The organism is Novosphingobium percolationis (assembly GCF_020179425.1).
GTDB classification, from domain to species: Bacteria; Pseudomonadota; Alphaproteobacteria; order Sphingomonadales; family Sphingomonadaceae; genus Novosphingobium; species Novosphingobium percolationis.
The window spans coordinates 451,488-467,274 of the sequence record NZ_JAILYM010000003.1 but is presented as its reverse complement, the minus strand read 5'-3'; the positions used below and the strand labels follow the sequence as shown (position 1 = coordinate 467,274).

Annotated in this window: 12 protein-coding genes; 6 read left to right on the top strand and 6 right to left on the bottom strand. The window is 63.7% G+C overall.

Translation table 11 applies throughout. From position 1 onward, the window contains the following. Window positions 1–8 precede the first annotated feature (8 nt). The 4 genes from ligK to K3A84_RS10705 all read left to right on the top strand — a co-directional run bounded on the left by ligK (window position 9) and on the right by K3A84_RS10705 (window position 4,028). Window positions 9–683 (top strand): 4-carboxy-4-hydroxy-2-oxoadipate aldolase/oxaloacetate decarboxylase, encoded by a 675-nt coding sequence (ligK, locus tag K3A84_RS10720; protein ID WP_225009327.1) that lies wholly within the window; start codon window positions 9–11, stop codon window positions 681–683. After that, window positions 676–1,749 carry a 4-oxalomesaconate tautomerase gene (locus K3A84_RS10715; protein WP_225009326.1) on the top strand — a complete coding sequence of 358 codons (1,074 nt, stop codon included), beginning with the start codon at window positions 676–678 and terminating at the stop codon, window positions 1,747–1,749. The genes ligK and K3A84_RS10715 overlap by 8 nt, the downstream gene beginning before the upstream one ends. Then, window positions 1,746–2,636, top strand: coding sequence for an amidohydrolase family protein (locus tag K3A84_RS10710; protein ID WP_263626231.1), 891 nt, complete (start codon window positions 1,746–1,748; stop codon window positions 2,634–2,636). The genes K3A84_RS10715 and K3A84_RS10710 overlap by 4 nt, the downstream gene beginning before the upstream one ends. Window positions 2,637–2,714: 78 nt before the next feature. Then, window positions 2,715–4,028, top strand: a complete 1,314-nt coding sequence (locus K3A84_RS10705) for a family 1 glycosylhydrolase (RefSeq protein ID WP_225009325.1) — start codon at window positions 2,715–2,717, stop codon at window positions 4,026–4,028. Between the two features lie 38 nt (window positions 4,029–4,066). Here the strand turns inward: K3A84_RS10705 and pobA are convergent, their stop codons facing one another. Continuing rightward, complete coding sequence (gene pobA / locus K3A84_RS10700) at window positions 4,067–5,236, bottom strand: 4-hydroxybenzoate 3-monooxygenase (RefSeq protein WP_225009324.1); 1,170 nt, start codon at window positions 5,234–5,236, stop codon at window positions 4,067–4,069. Between the two features lie 122 nt (window positions 5,237–5,358). Here pobA and K3A84_RS10695 point away from each other — a divergent pair, with 122 nt between their 5' ends. Further along, a complete protein-coding gene (locus tag K3A84_RS10695) occupies window positions 5,359–6,237 on the top strand; it encodes a helix-turn-helix domain-containing protein (RefSeq protein ID WP_225009323.1) in 879 nt (292 codons plus the stop codon). Here K3A84_RS10695 and K3A84_RS10690 read toward each other — a convergent pair. From K3A84_RS10690 to K3A84_RS10680, 3 genes are all read right to left on the bottom strand, one after another. Then, on the bottom strand, window positions 6,189–7,007 hold the full coding sequence (locus K3A84_RS10690) for an FkbM family methyltransferase (protein ID WP_225009322.1): 819 nt from the start codon (window positions 7,005–7,007) through the stop codon (window positions 6,189–6,191). The genes K3A84_RS10695 and K3A84_RS10690 overlap by 49 nt on opposite strands. Window positions 7,008–7,229: 222 nt before the next feature. Beyond that, entirely contained in the window at window positions 7,230–9,083 is a 1,854-nt protein-coding gene (locus K3A84_RS10685; protein WP_225009321.1) for a methyl-accepting chemotaxis protein, read from the bottom strand. A 73-nt stretch (window positions 9,084–9,156) separates the two neighbouring features. Continuing rightward, the gene (locus K3A84_RS10680) at window positions 9,157–11,685 is read right to left on the bottom strand and encodes a TonB-dependent receptor domain-containing protein (protein ID WP_225009320.1); all 2,529 of its coding nucleotides are present in this window, start codon (window positions 11,683–11,685) and stop codon (window positions 9,157–9,159) included. 206 nt (window positions 11,686–11,891) lie between these two features. On the opposite strand from K3A84_RS10680, the gene K3A84_RS10675 reads away from it, so the two are divergent. After that, window positions 11,892–12,971 carry a DUF2332 domain-containing protein gene (locus K3A84_RS10675; protein WP_225009319.1) on the top strand — a complete coding sequence of 360 codons (1,080 nt, stop codon included), beginning with the start codon at window positions 11,892–11,894 and terminating at the stop codon, window positions 12,969–12,971. Between the two features lie 41 nt (window positions 12,972–13,012). On the opposite strand, the gene K3A84_RS10670 is transcribed toward K3A84_RS10675, so the two are convergent. Both K3A84_RS10670 and uxaC read right to left on the bottom strand, forming a co-directional pair. Next, window positions 13,013–14,389: a mannitol dehydrogenase family protein gene (locus K3A84_RS10670; protein WP_225009318.1), complete on the bottom strand. Its 1,377-nt coding sequence runs from the start codon at window positions 14,387–14,389 to the stop codon at window positions 13,013–13,015. Then, on the bottom strand, window positions 14,386–15,786 hold the full coding sequence (gene uxaC / locus K3A84_RS10665) for a glucuronate isomerase (RefSeq protein ID WP_225009317.1): 1,401 nt from the start codon (window positions 15,784–15,786) through the stop codon (window positions 14,386–14,388). The genes K3A84_RS10670 and uxaC overlap by 4 nt, the downstream gene beginning before the upstream one ends. Between the last annotated feature and the right edge of the window lies 1 nt (window position 15,787).

Sequence of the window (15,787 nt, the reverse complement as noted above, 5' to 3'; positions counted from 1 at the left end):
CCTCCACCATGTCGGGTATCGTCGTCCAGAACATCGAACGCGCCGATCCCGCAGTGATCGACGGCCTCGCCGCGTGCGGCGTCGCGACGGTGCATGAAGCGCAAGGCAGAACCGGCCTGCTCGCCTCCTACATGCGACCGATCTATCGCGGCGCGCGCATCGCCGGCTCGGCTGTGACGATCAGCGCGGCACCCGGCGACAACTGGATGGTCCACGTGGCCATCGAACAGTTGCGCGACGGCGACATCCTGCTGCTCGCCCCAACCTCCCCGTGCGAGGACGGCTACTTCGGCGACCTTCTCGCCACAAGCGCGCAGGCGCGGGGTTGCCGCGGCCTGATCATTGATGCGGGCGTGCGCGACGTGCGCGACCTGACCGAGATGGAATTCCCCGTCTGGTCCAAGGCCATCTACGCGCAAGGTACGGTCAAGAACACGCTCGGTAGCGTCAACGTGCCGGTCGTGTGCGCCAACGCGCTGGTCAATCCGGGTGATGTGATCGTGGCCGACGACGACGGCGTCTGCGTGGTCCCGCGCGCCAATGCCGAAGCCGTGCTCAAAGCCGCACAGGCGCGCGAAGCCAACGAAGGCGAAAAGCGCGCCAAGCTGGCGGCGGGCGTGCTCGGGCTCGACATGTACAAGATGCGCGAACGGCTGGAAAAGGAAGGCCTGAAGTATGTCTGAGACGACTTCCGCCTCCGATGGCATCCGGTGCATGTGGATGCGTGGCGGCACGTCGAAGGGCGGCTATTTCCTGAAGTCCGACCTTCCCGCCGACATTGCTGCCCGCGATGCCTTCCTGCTCGCCATGATGGGCAGCCCCGATCCCGTGCAGATCGACGGCATGGGCGGGGCCGACCCGCTGACCAGCAAGGTCGCGGTCGTCAGCAAGTCGGCCAGAGACGGCATCGACGTCGATTACCTCTTTCTGCAGGTCTTCGTCGACAAGGCCGTGGTCACCGACGCGCAGAACTGCGGCAACATCCTCGCCGGGATCGGTCCTTTCGCCATCGAACGCGGCCTCGTCACGCCAACCGACGATGAAACCCGCGTCGCCATCTACATGGAGAACACAGGCCAAGTCGCCGTCGCCACGGTGCAGACGCCGCGCGGAAAGGTGACTTACGCCGGAACCGCCGCCATCGACGGCGTGCCCGGCACACACGCGCCCGTTCCGCTCGAATTCCGCGACACGGCTGGCTCCTCCTGCGGGGCGCTGCTGCCCACCGGCAATGCGGTCGACGTGGTCAACGGCGTGCCCGTCACCCTGATCGACAATGGCATGCCCTGCGTCGTGATGAAGGCGCAGGACCTCGGCATGACAGGCTACGAGGACCGTGACTGGCTGGACAACGCGACCGACCTTAAGGCGAAGATCGAGGCGATCCGCCTGATCGTCGGGCCGATGATGAACCTGGGCGATGTGACCGAAAAGTCGGTGCCGAAGATGATGCTCGTCTCCCCGCCCCGCGATGGTGGCGCGGTCACCGTGCGCAGCTTCATCCCGCACCGCGCCCACGCCACGATCGGCGTGCTCGGCGCGGTCAGCGTCGCCACCGCCTGCCTGATCCCCGGATCGCCTGCGGCAGAAGTAGCCGACATCCCCGAAGGCAGCCGCAAGACGCTGTCAGTCGAACACCCGACCGGCGAAATGAGCTGCGTGCTGGAAACAGACGAAACCGGCAACGTCCGCACCGCCGCCTTGTTGCGAACCGCGCGCAAACTGATGGATGGAGTTGTATTCGGATGAGCGAGCGCATCATCAGCTGGCATTCCAGCCCATCGAAGCCGCGATATACCCCGCCGGCTGGCGCCGTCGATGCGCATTGCCACGTGTTCGGCCCGCAAGCGCAGTTCCCGTTCAGCGCCGCAGCCAAGTACCTGCCAGGCGACGCAGGCCCGGAAATGCTCTTCGCCCTGCGCGATCACCTGGGCTTCGCGCGCAATGTCATCGTGCAAGCTAGCTGTCATGGCACCGACAACGCCGCCACGCTCGACGCTATTTCCAAGTCCAAAGGTAAGGCGCGCGGCGTCGCCGTGGTCGATCCAGCGATTTCCGAAGCCGGTCTCCACGCTCTCCACCACGGCGGCATTCGCGGCATCCGCTTCAACTTCCTCAAGCGCCTCGTCGACGATGCGCCCAAGGACAAGTTCCTCGACGTCGCGCGCCGCCTGCCCGCGGGCTGGCACGTGGTGATCTATTTCGAGGCCGACATCCTCGAAGAACTGCGCCCGTTCATGGATGCGATCCCGGTTCCGCTGGTCGTCGACCACATGGGCCGTCCTGACGTGCGTCAAGGGGCGGACGGCCCGGACATGAAGGCCTTCCGCGCCTTGCTGAACAGCCGCGACGACGTGTGGTTCAAGGCCACCTGTCCCGATCGGCTCGACGCGATCAAGGAAGGCGGCACCGGCGACCCGTGGAACGCCTTTGCCGATGCGGTCGCACCGCTGGTCGCCGATTATCCGGACCGCTGCCTGTGGGGCACCGACTGGCCGCACCCCAACATGGACACCGAGATCCCCGACGACGGCCACCTCGTCGACATGATCCCGCGCATCGCTCCCACGCCGGAATTGCAACGCAAGTTGCTGATCGACAACCCGATGCGGCTCTACTGGCCCGAAGAAGGCTGATCGCGGCCCCCTTGCAAACCCCGCCACCCATGGATAATTAGAACCATAATTCTATTTATCAATGGGAAGAAGATGGCCATGAATCTCGATAGACGCGCGCTGCTGTCCGGCGCCGCCGCGCTGGGCGCCGCACCGCTGGTCGCACAAGCCAAGGGTCGGGCCCCGAACCCCGCCTTTCCGCAGGGCTTCCTGTGGGGCGCGGCCACCGCCGCGCATCAGGTTGAAGGCAACAACGTCAACGCCGACATCTGGCTGATGGAAAACGTCACGCCGACCACCTTCACCGAAAAGTCGGGCGATGCCGCCAACAGCTTCCTGCTGTGGGAAACCGACCTCGACCTGGTGAAAAGCCTCGGCCTCAACACCTACCGCTTCAGCCTAGAATGGGCGCGGATCGAGCCGGAGCCGGGCCAGTTCTCGATCGCCATGCTCGATCACTACAAGGCGATCATTGACGGCTGCCACGCGCGCGGCATCCATCCCTTCGTCACCTTCAACCACTTCACCACGCCGCGCTGGTTCGCCGGGCGCGGCGGCTGGCACAATCCCGAAGCGCCCGCGCTGTTCGCCCGCTATTGCGACCGCGCCGCGCGCCATCTGGCCAGCGGCATCGGCCACGCCACCACGCTCAACGAACCGAACCTTGCCGGCCTGCTGGGCGAACTGCTGCCGGGCGATCTCCTAGCCACCGACAAGGCGATGCAGGAAGCCTGCGCGCGCGCCATGAATGTGGATCGCTTCAGCGCGGGCAGCGCGCTCTATGTCGCAGATCCTGCGACCTTCCGCGCCCACCAGATCGAGGGCCACAAGCAGGGCCGCGCCGCGATCAAGGCCGTGCGCGGCGACCTCCCGGTCGGCGTCAGCCTCGCGATGATGGACGATCAAGCGGTGGGCAAGGCCTCGCTGCGCGACGCCATGCGCGAACGCTACTACGGTGAATGGTTGCGCGCCGCGCGCGACGACGATTTCGTCGGCGTGCAGAACTACGAACGCAAGGTGTGGAACGACAAGGGCGCGCTGCCCGCGCCTGCCGATGCGCGCCGCAACACCATGGGCGCCGAAGTGTGGCCCGGCTCGCTCGCGGGCGCGGTGCGCCATGCCCATGCGGTGACAGGCCGCCCGGTGATCGTTACCGAACACGGCGTCGGAAGCGAGGACGACACTATCCGCGCCTGGCTGATCCCGAACGCCCTGCGCGACCTGAAGCTGGCGATGGACGATGGCGTGCCGGTGCACGGCTATGTCCACTGGTCGCTGGTCGACAACTATGAATGGGTGTTCGGCTACCGCATCCGCTTCGGCCTGTGCGAACTCGACCGCCAGACCTTCAAGCGCACGCCCAAGCCCAGCGCCGCCGTGCTGAAGCGTATCGCGCAGGCCAACGCGCTGTAAAAAAGGAAAGGGGCGGTCCCCACCGCCCCTTCACCCCGTCAGACCGGAAGCCCGACGTAATTTTCCGCGATCGTCTGCTGCGCGGCGCGGCTGGTGGCGATGTAATCCAGTTCCGCCACCTGCATCCGCCGTTCGAACGGGCCATCATCGGGAAAGCGGTGCATCAGCTTGGTCAGCGACCAGCTGAACCGCTCGGCCTTCCACACCCGCGCCAGCGCCTTTTCCGAATAGCCTGCCACCGCATCGGCATCGCCGCGCTTGAAGAAGCCGCTCAGCGCCGCCGCTGCATAGTGCACGTCCGAAGCGGCGAGGTTCAGCCCCTTGGCCCCCGTCGGCGGAACGATGTGCGCTGCGTCGCCGCACAACAGCAAGCTGCCATAGCGCATCGGCTCGAACACGAAGCTGCGCAGCGGCGCGATCGACTTCTCGATCGAAGGCCCGCGTGTTATCCGCGCCGCGGCATCGGGGCCGAGGCGCACCGCCAGTTCATCCCAGATGCGATCATCCGACCAGTCCTCGATCTTTTCGGTCAGCGGCACGTCGATGTAATAGCGGCTGCGCGTGTGGCTGCGCATCGAGGCCAGCGCAAAACCGCGTTCGTGGTTGGCGTAGATCAGCTCCTCGTTGCACGGCGGCACATCGGCCAGGATGCCGAGCCAGCCGAACGGATAGACCCGCTCGAAGCTGCGCCCGACGCTCGCCGGGATCGCCTGACGGCTGGGACCGTGGAAGCCGTCGCATCCGACGATGAAGCGCGCGTCGATCCGCTGGGACACACCGTCCTTGGCGTAGGTAAGGAACGGCGCCTCGCTGTCGATGTCGTGCAGCGCCACGTCGCCCGCTTCGTAGATCACTTCCAGCCCGCGCGGGGCGGCGGCGTCCATCAGGTCGCGGGTGATCTCGGTTTGGCCATAGACCACCACGGTCTTGCCCGTCAGGTTCGCGACATCGATGCGGATCAACCGTTCGCCATCTGCCAGGTTAAAGCCTTCCTCGACCAGCCCTTCTGCCCTCAGCCGAACATCCAGCCCCAGTTGCTCCATCAGCTCGACCGTGATCCGCTCCAGCACGCCCGCGCGGATGCGCGACAGCACGTAATCACCCGTCTGGCGCTCCACCACCACGCAGTCGATGCCCTCGGCGCGCAGCAGGTGCCCCAGCAGCAGCCCGGCGGGCCCTGCCCCCACGATCGCAACCTGCGTCTTCATCCTTGTCTCTCCCCACACGCCGGTCATCCGGTGATGCCGCGCCACACCACCGCAATTGACAGCGCGTGCCGGACGGGTGAAGGCACGGCACGGTCAAACTTCTGGAACTTTCAGGACAGGCAATGCACGGCGCAGGACAAATCCCCACTTTCGCGCTTTATGGCGAGGACGATTGGCAAAGCCCTGCGGGGTTTGCACATATCGAGACTATTGCCGAGCGCAGCGCGCTGCACGACTGGACCATCGCGCCGCATCGGCACGACCGCATGGTCCAGCTTCTTCTGGTGCGCGAAGGACACGCCCAAGTCACGCTCGATGGCGCGCTTTTCGCGCTGCCTGCCCCAAGCTTCATTATCGTGCCGACCGGAGTGGTACACGGCTTCGCGTTCGAGCCCGATACGCGTGGCCACGTTCTCACGCTGTCGCAGGACTTCGCCGCGCGCGCGCGTGGGGAGGACGATCCGCTGCCTGGCTTCCTCACCCAAGGCGGGTCAGGCGCAATCGAACCGGCCGCGCTCGCACGCATCGATTGGCTGGCCAACGAACTGCTCGGACTCGCAGCAGCGCACGTCGATCCGCTGTTCGAAGCGCTGGCCGAAGGGCTCGTCCGGTCATTGGCGGCGAGCGCGGCGGCTCCGGGGAATGATCGCCGCCTCGCCGTATTCCGTCACTTGGTAGAGACGCATCTGGCCGAACATCGCCCGCTCGCATTTTACGCGCAGTCGATGGGCCTCACCGTACGCACGCTCACCCGCATTTGCCAGTCACACCTCGGCGCCCCGCCGCAGGTATTGATCAACCGCCGCCTCGCGCTCGAAGCACAGCGCCGCCTACGCTATACTGGCGCGACGATCGCGCGCATCGCCGAAGACCTCGGCTTTGCCGACCCGTCATGGTTCTCGCGCTTTTACCTGCGCATGACGGGCCATCGCCCGCAAGCGGAGCGCGCTCCTCAAGCCGCGAAGGCGCGCTTCAGTCCTGAAAGAGTGATCCGCTTGTAAGCCTTCAAGCCCTTGATGAACTCAGTCGCCACCCGGCCCGACCGCGTGTTGAGGGGATCGTCGGCGTGGCAATACCAATCGTTGCAACCCGACCAGCGGAAACGCACATATCCGTGCTGCTCCATCCACGTCACGATCTCATGGCTGGTGCCCGAACTGTTGTCTTCCAGAATGATGATACGCGGCTTCCAGCGGGCAATATCGAAACCACGCAGTGCATCCATCTCGTAGCCTTCGACGTCGATGGTGATGAAGTCGATCTGCTCCACCCCGGCATCCTCAAGCAGATCGTCGATGCGCAGCTGCGGCACGATCATGTGCCGAACCGAAGTGCCCGACCTCTCCATGCGCTTGACCTGTTCGGCATTGGCGCTGACGGATGCCAGCGTTTCCGCACCCGCAGGAATGGCAAGTGTCACTTGCCCATGGACCGCGCCCACTGCGCACTGGAACAGCTTTGCCGTAGGACGTTCGCGCCGAATCTTGTCGGCCAGCACGGGATTCGGCTCGACCAGGACGGTCTTCCAGCCAGCCTCTTCAAAAGCGAGCGAATTGCTTCCGCTACGCCCATCAAAGGCGCCGACCTCGATGCAGGTTCCACGATATTCGTGCCCGAAGAGGTCGCGCAAAGCCACGTCCTCGCCATATTGGGCATATGAGTTGAACTTCGGCGAGGCAGTAAATGCTGATGCAGTTGCCATGTCATTCCCCATCGGCCCAAAGTACAGCCGAAATGGACATATCACGACTGATTGCGTCGGTCCATCCAAAGGCAATGGTTTTCTTTATCTAAGGTTATGGCTCTTTTATAACCCGCCTATCGGTGGATGAGACGTTTCCCACCCTTCAGCTGCGGTCCGTGTGCCGAGTCGCGGCATGCTGTTAAGACGTTTGCGAAGCCCCGAACAACAATGGAACAAATCGCCCCGCACGTGGCGTGCCGCTGTCCGCCCACAGAACGGAAAGTGGGCAGAAAGGATACGATCGAGTGCTCAGAACTCTGACCAGTCGTCCTTTATGGCAAGGTTGCCCTGCATCACACGGGTCGGACGGGGCAATGATGCAGGTGCAACCAATTGGGCGGGCCGCTGCGCGGCGATCTCAAGGCCCGCTTCCCTGTAACCAGACGCCAGGGTGCCAAACGTGCGCTGGGTATGATCATCCCCGATCTTGAAACTGGCGAAGGCCTTGGAAAGCTGTGACGCCTCCTGCGTCAGATTCTTGGTCGCTGCGTTGGTCTCTTCGACCATGGCGGCGTTTTGCTGCGTCATCTGGTCCATGGCGCTGATCGATCCGCTGATCTTGCGCAGCGCGATGGATTGTTTGCCAGCCGTGTCGGCGATCGTAGAGATCGAAACCGTGACCGTGCCGACCCGGCCGATGATCGTTTCCAGCGCCGCTCCGGTTTCGTTGACAAGCGCGACCCCCAGCCGCACGTGTTCCGTCACCGCTTCCACCCGTTGCTTGATCGCGCGCGCCGCCTCGGTCGCGCGTTGCGCAAGCGCGCGCACTTCCGATGCCACGACCGCAAAGCCCTTGCCCGCTTCGCCCGCTCGCGCGGCCTCCACACCGGCATTGAGCGCAAGCAGATTCGTCTGAAACGCGATCCCGTCGATCATGGTGGTAATGTCCGAGATCTCGGCGCTCGCCCGATCGACCCTGTCCATTGCGTCGATCGCCTTCGTAACCACCGCACCGCCGTTTTCGGCCTGACCGCGCGCCTCCACCATGGAATCGCTGACGTCGCCTGCGATCTTGGCGTAGTCCTCGATCTGCTGGGTGAGCGCATCCATCTCGCTCGACGAGGCCTGCAGGCTGGCGGCCTGCATTTCGCTGCGGCTGGCAAGATCGGTCGTCGCCTGGCGGATCTCGTTCGACGTAAGGTTGATGTTGACGATGCTTTCCTGCACCTGGCCCATCGCGTCGCACAGCCGTTCCATGGCGTCGTTGAAGTCCTGGGCTACCGGCTTGAAAGCAGGTGGAACATCGACGATGCGGACCGAAAGGTCGGACATGGCGACCGCGTGGAGGTTATGGCCGATCTTGGCCATTGCCTGTTCGCGTTCGGCAACGGCGCGCTGGCGCGCGAGGGCCGCATCACGGAAGACCAGGACCGCCTTGGCCATATCACCGAGTTCATCGGTCCGCTCGATACCCGCAATGCTGACGTCGTTGTTGCCTTCGGCCAGCGCCGACATGATCTGCGTCATGTCGGTGATCGGGATGGCCAGAGACTGCGCCAACTTGCGCGAGAGCAGCACGGCAAGACCGATCATCACCGCTCCGCCCAGGCCAAGCGCGATCCATGCAAAGAAGATCGCGCTTTTCTGCAGGGCTGTGTCGGCAACGATCTCCGCCTGATGCTGACTGCGCAAGTCGCGCAACGGCAGCACCGCATCACTGACCAGCACCGCCTTGCCGGCCGCACGGATGGCCTCCTGGGCTTGCTCGCGCTGGCCGGATTTGACCACGGCGATGTACTTGTCGCCCCAGTCCTTGCGCCATTTTTGGGTGGCTTCGCGCGACGCGATCACAAGGGCCTGGCGCGCAGGATCGACCAGCCCCTGTTCGAGCGAAATCGACGTCTTGTCATAATCGTCGCGGCCCTCGTAATAGGACTTGAGGTAGCTTTCGTCCCCGGTCACCAGGTAACCGCGAAACTGGCTGTTCTGGCGCAACAGTGCGGTTTCCAGGCTGAGCGCATCGGCCAGGATCGACTGGCTCGTGGTGTTGCGAACCGTGATGTTCGAGATCATCGCCAGGCTGATGCCAAAGACGATCATCATGGCGACCGCCGACACAATCACCGCCACGAACGAGACAGCGAGCCTGCGGGGAATGTTCATGCGATCGAACAAGGATTTGCACTTTCCTGTTGCGAACGCGCCCGGCGCTGGAGCCAGGCGCGCCCGTTAGAGTTCAGAACGAAAAGCGGACCGTCCCGGTGATGGTACGCCCGTTCAGCGTTTGCGCGTTAACGACCCCGCTGGCGGGAATGGCCGCGGACGAAATGTTCACGAAGGCCAGCTTGTCGAACACGTTGTACGCGGTCAGGCCCAGTTCGACCCGCGACACGGGCCGCACGAACAGGAACGGATTGAAAATCACATAACCGGGCTGCTTCAGGATATTGCTGTCCTGCGCAAAGCTGCTGGTCGTGCCGTTGATGGTGGTACCAACCGTCACGATACCCTGCTCGAACTGCGGGCGTGCAGTGAAGAACAGCGACGGCTGGTGGCGAGGCCGGTTGCCATTGAGCGTGGGATCGGTCGTATCCTGATCGATCTTCGACTTCGCATACGTGGCACCCAGCGCCAGGCTGAACGGACCACGATGGATTTCGCTTTCGAGTTCCAGCCCCTTGGCACTGTACGATCGGCTAAAGTTGATCACTTTTGCAGCGCCGGTGGCATCTGCGCCGATCTGGAAGCCGCTTTCGCTGGTCGTTGCCCAGAAGCCGGTCAGGAACACGCTGATACCCTCGTGGCGCAGCTTGACCCCGGCTTCGGCCTGCTTGACCCTGCCATAGGCGATCGACGGATCGGTAAGCCCGCCGCCGGCGGGATCGTGCTGAGGCGAGAAAAACACACGCTCAGCCGCTGCGCGACCGCCACGACTGTAGCGGGCAAACACCGAAATCGGCTCGGCGATGCGATAGTTCACACCGGCGGAATAGGACAGGTAGTGGTACTTGTAATCGACGTTGCCAGGCTGCGAGAGGGGAAGAACCGCAACCTGTGCTTCAGGAATCGAAATGACCCCATTGCCGTCGAGATCGACCGTCCCGGTGCCGTTGCGGCCACCGCCAAGGTCTGCTCCATATAGCAGGCCGGACACCTTGCCGTAGTCCAGGCGAAGGCTGGCGCCCACCGACAGCTTGCCCAACTGGTAGTTGCTCGATGCGTAAGGCGCGATCACCCGATAGTTCACGTCGTAACGACGGTGATAAGTTGAAAGCGGAACCCCCAGGAATGCAGGAAAGCCGTATGTCAGAATGCCGCCGTCCGTCAGCGGCAGGCCGTTGGCGGTGGTCACATTGAAACGAGTCGTGCTGCCGCCTGCTGCGAAGCCTTCCAGACCGGTTGCGAACGTCCAATACATGTCAACGTTCTGAGACGAGGCATAGAGACCGGCCGTCGTCGTCAGCTTGCCGTCCCCGAGCGTCCAGACACGGCTGGCACGCACATCGTTGGTCACGTTGTTCAGGTTGTTGAGCCGGGCGTGGATGTAGAGCGGCACCGTCAGCAAGCCATTGCCGTTGAGGCCGGAGAGATCGGTCAGGGCCTCGCCGGCCTTTGGACCGCTTGCATAAGTCAGAACGGCACCGGGGCCACCAAGCGTTGCGGCCATCGTTTCGGCCGGTAACGTCAACAATGAGATGTTTTCGTTGTAATCGCCACTGTTCGCTGCGAACCGAAACTTGTTGCTGACGGTCCAGTCCGAGATTTCGAACTGCGCCTCGAGCCCAACCGACTTGACCACCCCGCGAATGCCGTTGCGGCCGTCGTTCGTGACAGGATTGTTGTTCTGGTCGACGTTGAGAAATGACGCAGTATAGGGCGACAGCGACGTGTTGCGCCTGGCATCGGTGCCGGGCAGGTTGCTGAACGTCGGGGCAGCGTTGGTCCCGCCGACCGTGACCGGGAACAGCGAGTAGTTTGCCTGCCGGTCATCGAGATACTTGCCATAGATGCGGACAAAGCCGCCCGCGAACTGGCGCGTCACATTGGCCTTGAACTGGCCCCCGCGGATCCCGGTGTAGCCTATCTCGCGCGGACCTTCGCCTTCGCGATAGAAGCCCCCGACATGGAAGCGCCAGCCTTCACCCAGAGGTGCTCCATATTCGAAATCGATCCGCTTGAGATCGTGGTCGAGGCCAGCGGACAGTTGGACACCGCCCTCTTCACGTTCGCCGGTCTTCGAAATCAGGTTGATCAATCCGCCAGGCGAATTCGAGGCAAAGGTCGACGCCGAACCACCGCGGATCACTTGGACTTGTGACAGCCCGAGATCGGTGCGCAGGAACGTGTCGGTACCGGCGAGGTGGACGTCACCGAACTCCAGGATCGGCAATCCGTCCTCCTGGATCTGAAGGTACTTGGTGCCATCGGCGGCCAGCGGCAGCCCGCGAACGGTGAGCGACGAAAAGCCATCGACGCCAGAGGTTTCCGCACGAATGCCGGGCAGGTTGCCGACAATTCCAGCGACCGACATCGTGCCGACCTTGGGGATGTCGATCGCATCGATCGTGCTCGCTGAAATGGCGCTGTCGAGCAGGTCGCGGCCCTTGGCAACGCCCGTGCTGAAGGACTTGGCAGCGGGCGGAGCCCGATCGGCAGCCACAGTAGCCTTGGTTTGAGGCTCTACGACGGTGGATTCCGATGCCATGGCCGGGGACGAAAGTGTCGTCAGAACAGCCGTCGATACATAAAGTGACCAAGCGCGCATTTTGCTCTCATCCGTGATGTGATGAAGAGCGGCTTAGCGAGCCGTCGTGAATCATCCCGTATCGCGCGATATGTAGTTAGCCGGATCAACCATCACGCTGGTGAAGTTACATTTTCTCGATGGAGACCTGCGCAGGTGCTGCAGGTACTATCACGTAACCCGTTTCTCACGTCCGACTTGATAATCGCCACTATGGACTATCGCGGGTGGCAACGATCAAGGTCGAGATGGGTTTTCAGGTCAATCACGTCGCGGCGGCCCGGACCGCTGCCGACGATCTCTTGCGGCAGAGCCAGCTTGCGCGGGAACTGGGTTCTCCCTTCATCGCCGATGTCCTCGGCGCGGCGGCCCGCAATCTGCATCTCGCCCCTCAGGTAAAGGCCATTCTCGACAGCTGGCCGAGTGACCGCCTTTCCTCGGCCGCAGCCTTGCGGCTCAACGCGGGCTTGCACCATGTTGCGCGTATCGGCAGCGTCCCGGCGCTTTCCGCCGCCTACGCCAGGCTCGACGGCAACTGCGAACACGCGGTGGCGCAGGCCATGCGCCAGTGCGACACCATGCTGACGGGCTGGCTGGCAAGACCCACGCAGACCAACGAGATCGCCCGCAGCGCCGCCATCATGGCCGCGCTGCGTCTGGTGGCAATGCGCGACGGAAATGCGATCGACCTGCTGGAACTTGGCGCCAGTGCGGGCCTCAACCTCAATCTCGCCCGCTATTCGCATGATCTTGGCGGGATCAGCGCCGGCGATCCCGCCTCGCCAGTGATCATCCGGCCGCAATGGTTTGGCAAGGCACCGGCCGGAACCCCCGCCCGGATCATCAGGGCGCGGGGCGTCGATCTTGCTCCGCCCGACGCAAACGATCCTGACGACTGCGAGCGCCTTCTGGCCTTTATATGGGCAGATCAGCGTGATCGGCTCGAACGCCAGCGCCAGGCGATCATGCTCGCCCGGCTGCATCCGGTGGACGTTGTCCGGCACGATGCGATCGACTGGCTGCGAGCGAGCCTTGCCTCACCGGGGATGGACGGCGTCTGCCGCACCGTAGTCCACACGATGTTCCACCAGTATCTGCCGCAGGATCGCCGGTCCGCGCTCTCCGAAATCCTCGAAGCAGCCGGTGCAGCGTCAACGGCACGGAGCCCCCTTGCCTGCATCGCGCTGGAATGGGACTCCGCACGCCACGAAGTGGAACTTATCCTGACGACATGGCCGGGCGGACACCGCGCAAAACTCGCTGTGGTACATCCCTATGGTGCCTGGATCCGCTGGCTCGGCCCATAACGCCTGCGCCTCGTCGATGGGCGTGCTTGCCGTAGCCAGGCTCAACTGCCCAACAAACCCAGTTCATCGTCTGCAAGTCCGAGCCTGCCACTGACCGCACCGTTGCGGCCAAGCAGCATCGCGGCAAGCGCCGATCTGCCGTGACTTGCAAGGATCGTCGCGAACATCGGCGCGAGCGGGTCCTCGATCGGGCCCCACTTCGCAACATTGTCACCGGCGATGTGGCGCAACCAGGCGCGAAGGCCGCTGAGAATGGCCGGACTGCTGCGGCCAGCGGTGCGGTTTTCGGCGAGAGTCGCCAGCCAGCGCTGGGGGATCTTCTGACTGCCGTCCATCGCGATCTGGACAAGGCGGTGGTTGAGTGCCGAATTGGCGAAACGGTCGACGAGCTTGGCAGCATAAGCCGTCAGATCCTGTCCCGGAGCGGTCGAGATCGTAGGCGCAGCCTCGTGATAAAGCAGCATTTCAGCAAGCCGCCGCAACGCCGGGTCGCCAATCGCCTCGTGAACGAAGGCGTGTCCAGCCGCGAGTCCGCAATAAGCGAGCAGTGAATGCGCACCATTCAGCATCCGCAGCTTGGCCGTCTCGTAGGGGCGGACGCTTTCGACCAGTTCGGCCCCCGCCAGTTCCCAACGCGGGCGCGGTCCGGCAAACCGGTTCTCGATCACCCATTGGCTGAACGGCTCGGTCACGACACAAGCTTCGTCGATCACGCTGCCGAGGCGCTGGGCAACACGCCCACGATCCTGATCGGTGGTCGCAGGCACGATACGGTCGACCATTGTCGATGGGCAGGCGCACTCTTCCTCGAACCATCGGGTCAGGTGTGGCGCGCGGCGGTCGATGTATTGTCCTAGCAGGGCCTGCAAGGTCTCGCCGTTGTCGGCCAGATTGTCACAACTGATCAGCGTCAGCCCCGACCTGCCCGCCGCCAAGCGTTGCGCCAGTCCCTGCGTCACCAGCGGATAGAAGCTGCCCATGTCTGCCACTGCGAGATCGAGTTTGCCCGCCTCGTCGCGGCAATAGCCCTTCTCGGTGACGGTGAAGCTGAGGATATGCGTCCGGGCGTCCGCCACCGCTGCCACGACCGCAGCCGGGTTTTCGGGCGCAACGAGTACGTTGCGCACAGCGCCAGCGAGGCTGATCGCCTCACCTTTCCCCGATCGTTCCGCCACGGCGTAGAGGCCGTCTTGCGGGTTCATCTGCTCTGCCACGGTGCGGGAGCGCAGCGAAACGCCGCTGATCATCCAGTCGCGGTCGCCGCCGTTCATCGCGACATCGGTATACCACGCCTGGTGCGCGCGATGGAACGCGCCGATGCCGAAATGGACGATGCCGACCTTCTGCGCATCGCGGCCATATTGCGGGCGCTTCACATCGGCAGGGAGATTTGCCAGCGCCGCGTCGGAAAGCCTCACAGCCTGTACGCCTTCTTGGCCAGGTTGTAGGCTAGGTCCTGCGCCAGTTCCGCAGCTTCCCAATCCTGGATGCGGTGCTCGGCCACCAATTCGGCGAGGAAGCCGCAATCGATACGACGGGCCACGTCGTGGCGTGCCGGGACGGAGAGGAAGGCCCGCGTGTCATCGTTGAAGCCGACGGTGTTGTAGAAGCCTGCCGTTTCCGTCGTCATGCGGCGGAAGCGGCGCATCCCTTCGGGGCTGTCGTGAAACCACCATGCGGGGCCGAGCTTGAGGCACGGATAGTGGCCCGCCAGTGGCGCGAGTTCGCGCGCGTAGGCGCTCTCGTCGAGCGTGAAGAGAATGATCGACAGGTCGCTGCGGTTGCCGAAGCAATCGAGCAGCGGTTGCAGCGCATGGACGAAGTCGGTGCGCGTCGGAATGTCGGCACCCTTATCGCGACCGAACCGTTCGAACAACTGGGTGTTGTGATTGCGGAACGAGCCGGGATGAATCTGCATGACCAGCCCATCGTCGAGGCTCATCGCCGCCATTTCGGTCAGCATCTGCCCGCGAAACAATTCGGCATCAAAGGCGCTGAACTTGCCCGATACAACAACGTCGAACAGCCGCTCGGCTTCCCCCCGCGACAGGTTCGCCGTGAGCGCGGTGGGGTGACCGTGATCGGTGCTGGTCGCCCCCATCGTGGCAAAGAAGGCACGACGTTTGCGATGTGCGGCAAGATAGCCGCTCCACGTCGTGCAATCCTCGCCCGTTAGCTGGGACAGCGTATCGATATTGGCGCGGAAACCTTCGAACTCGGGATCGACCACCGGATCTGGACGATAGGCCGTGACGACCCGGCCCTGCCATCCCGATGCCCCGATCGCAGCGTGATGTTCGAGCGTGTCGATCGGGCTTTCGGTGGTGGCCAGAACCTCGATGTTGAAGCGCTCGAACAGCGCGCGCGGGCGGAAGGCGTCGCTCGCCAGCATTTCGGTGATCGTGTCGAAGTAGAGGTCAGCCGTCTCGCCGCTCAACTGCGCGCCCATGCCGAAAGCCTCCGCAAAGACCCAGTCCAGCCACATGCGCGAAGGCGTGCCGCGGAACAGTCCGTAGCGCTCGGCAAAAAGCCGCCAGGCCGCGCGCGGATCGACGCCGGGGTTGCGCACGCCCAGATCTTCCAGCGCCACGCCCTGCGAATAGAGCATGCGGAAGATGTAGTGGTCCGGCACCAGCAAGAGTTCGGTCGCATTGCCGAAGGTTTCGTTGCCCGCAAACCAGCGCGGATCGGTATGCCCGTGCGGGCTGATAATGGGCAGGCCCTTGACCTGCGCATAAAGTTCCCGCGCCAAGGCGCGCACCGAGGGTTCGACCGGCAACAGACGGTCGGGGTGTAGTTCCAGATTGCGGGGCATT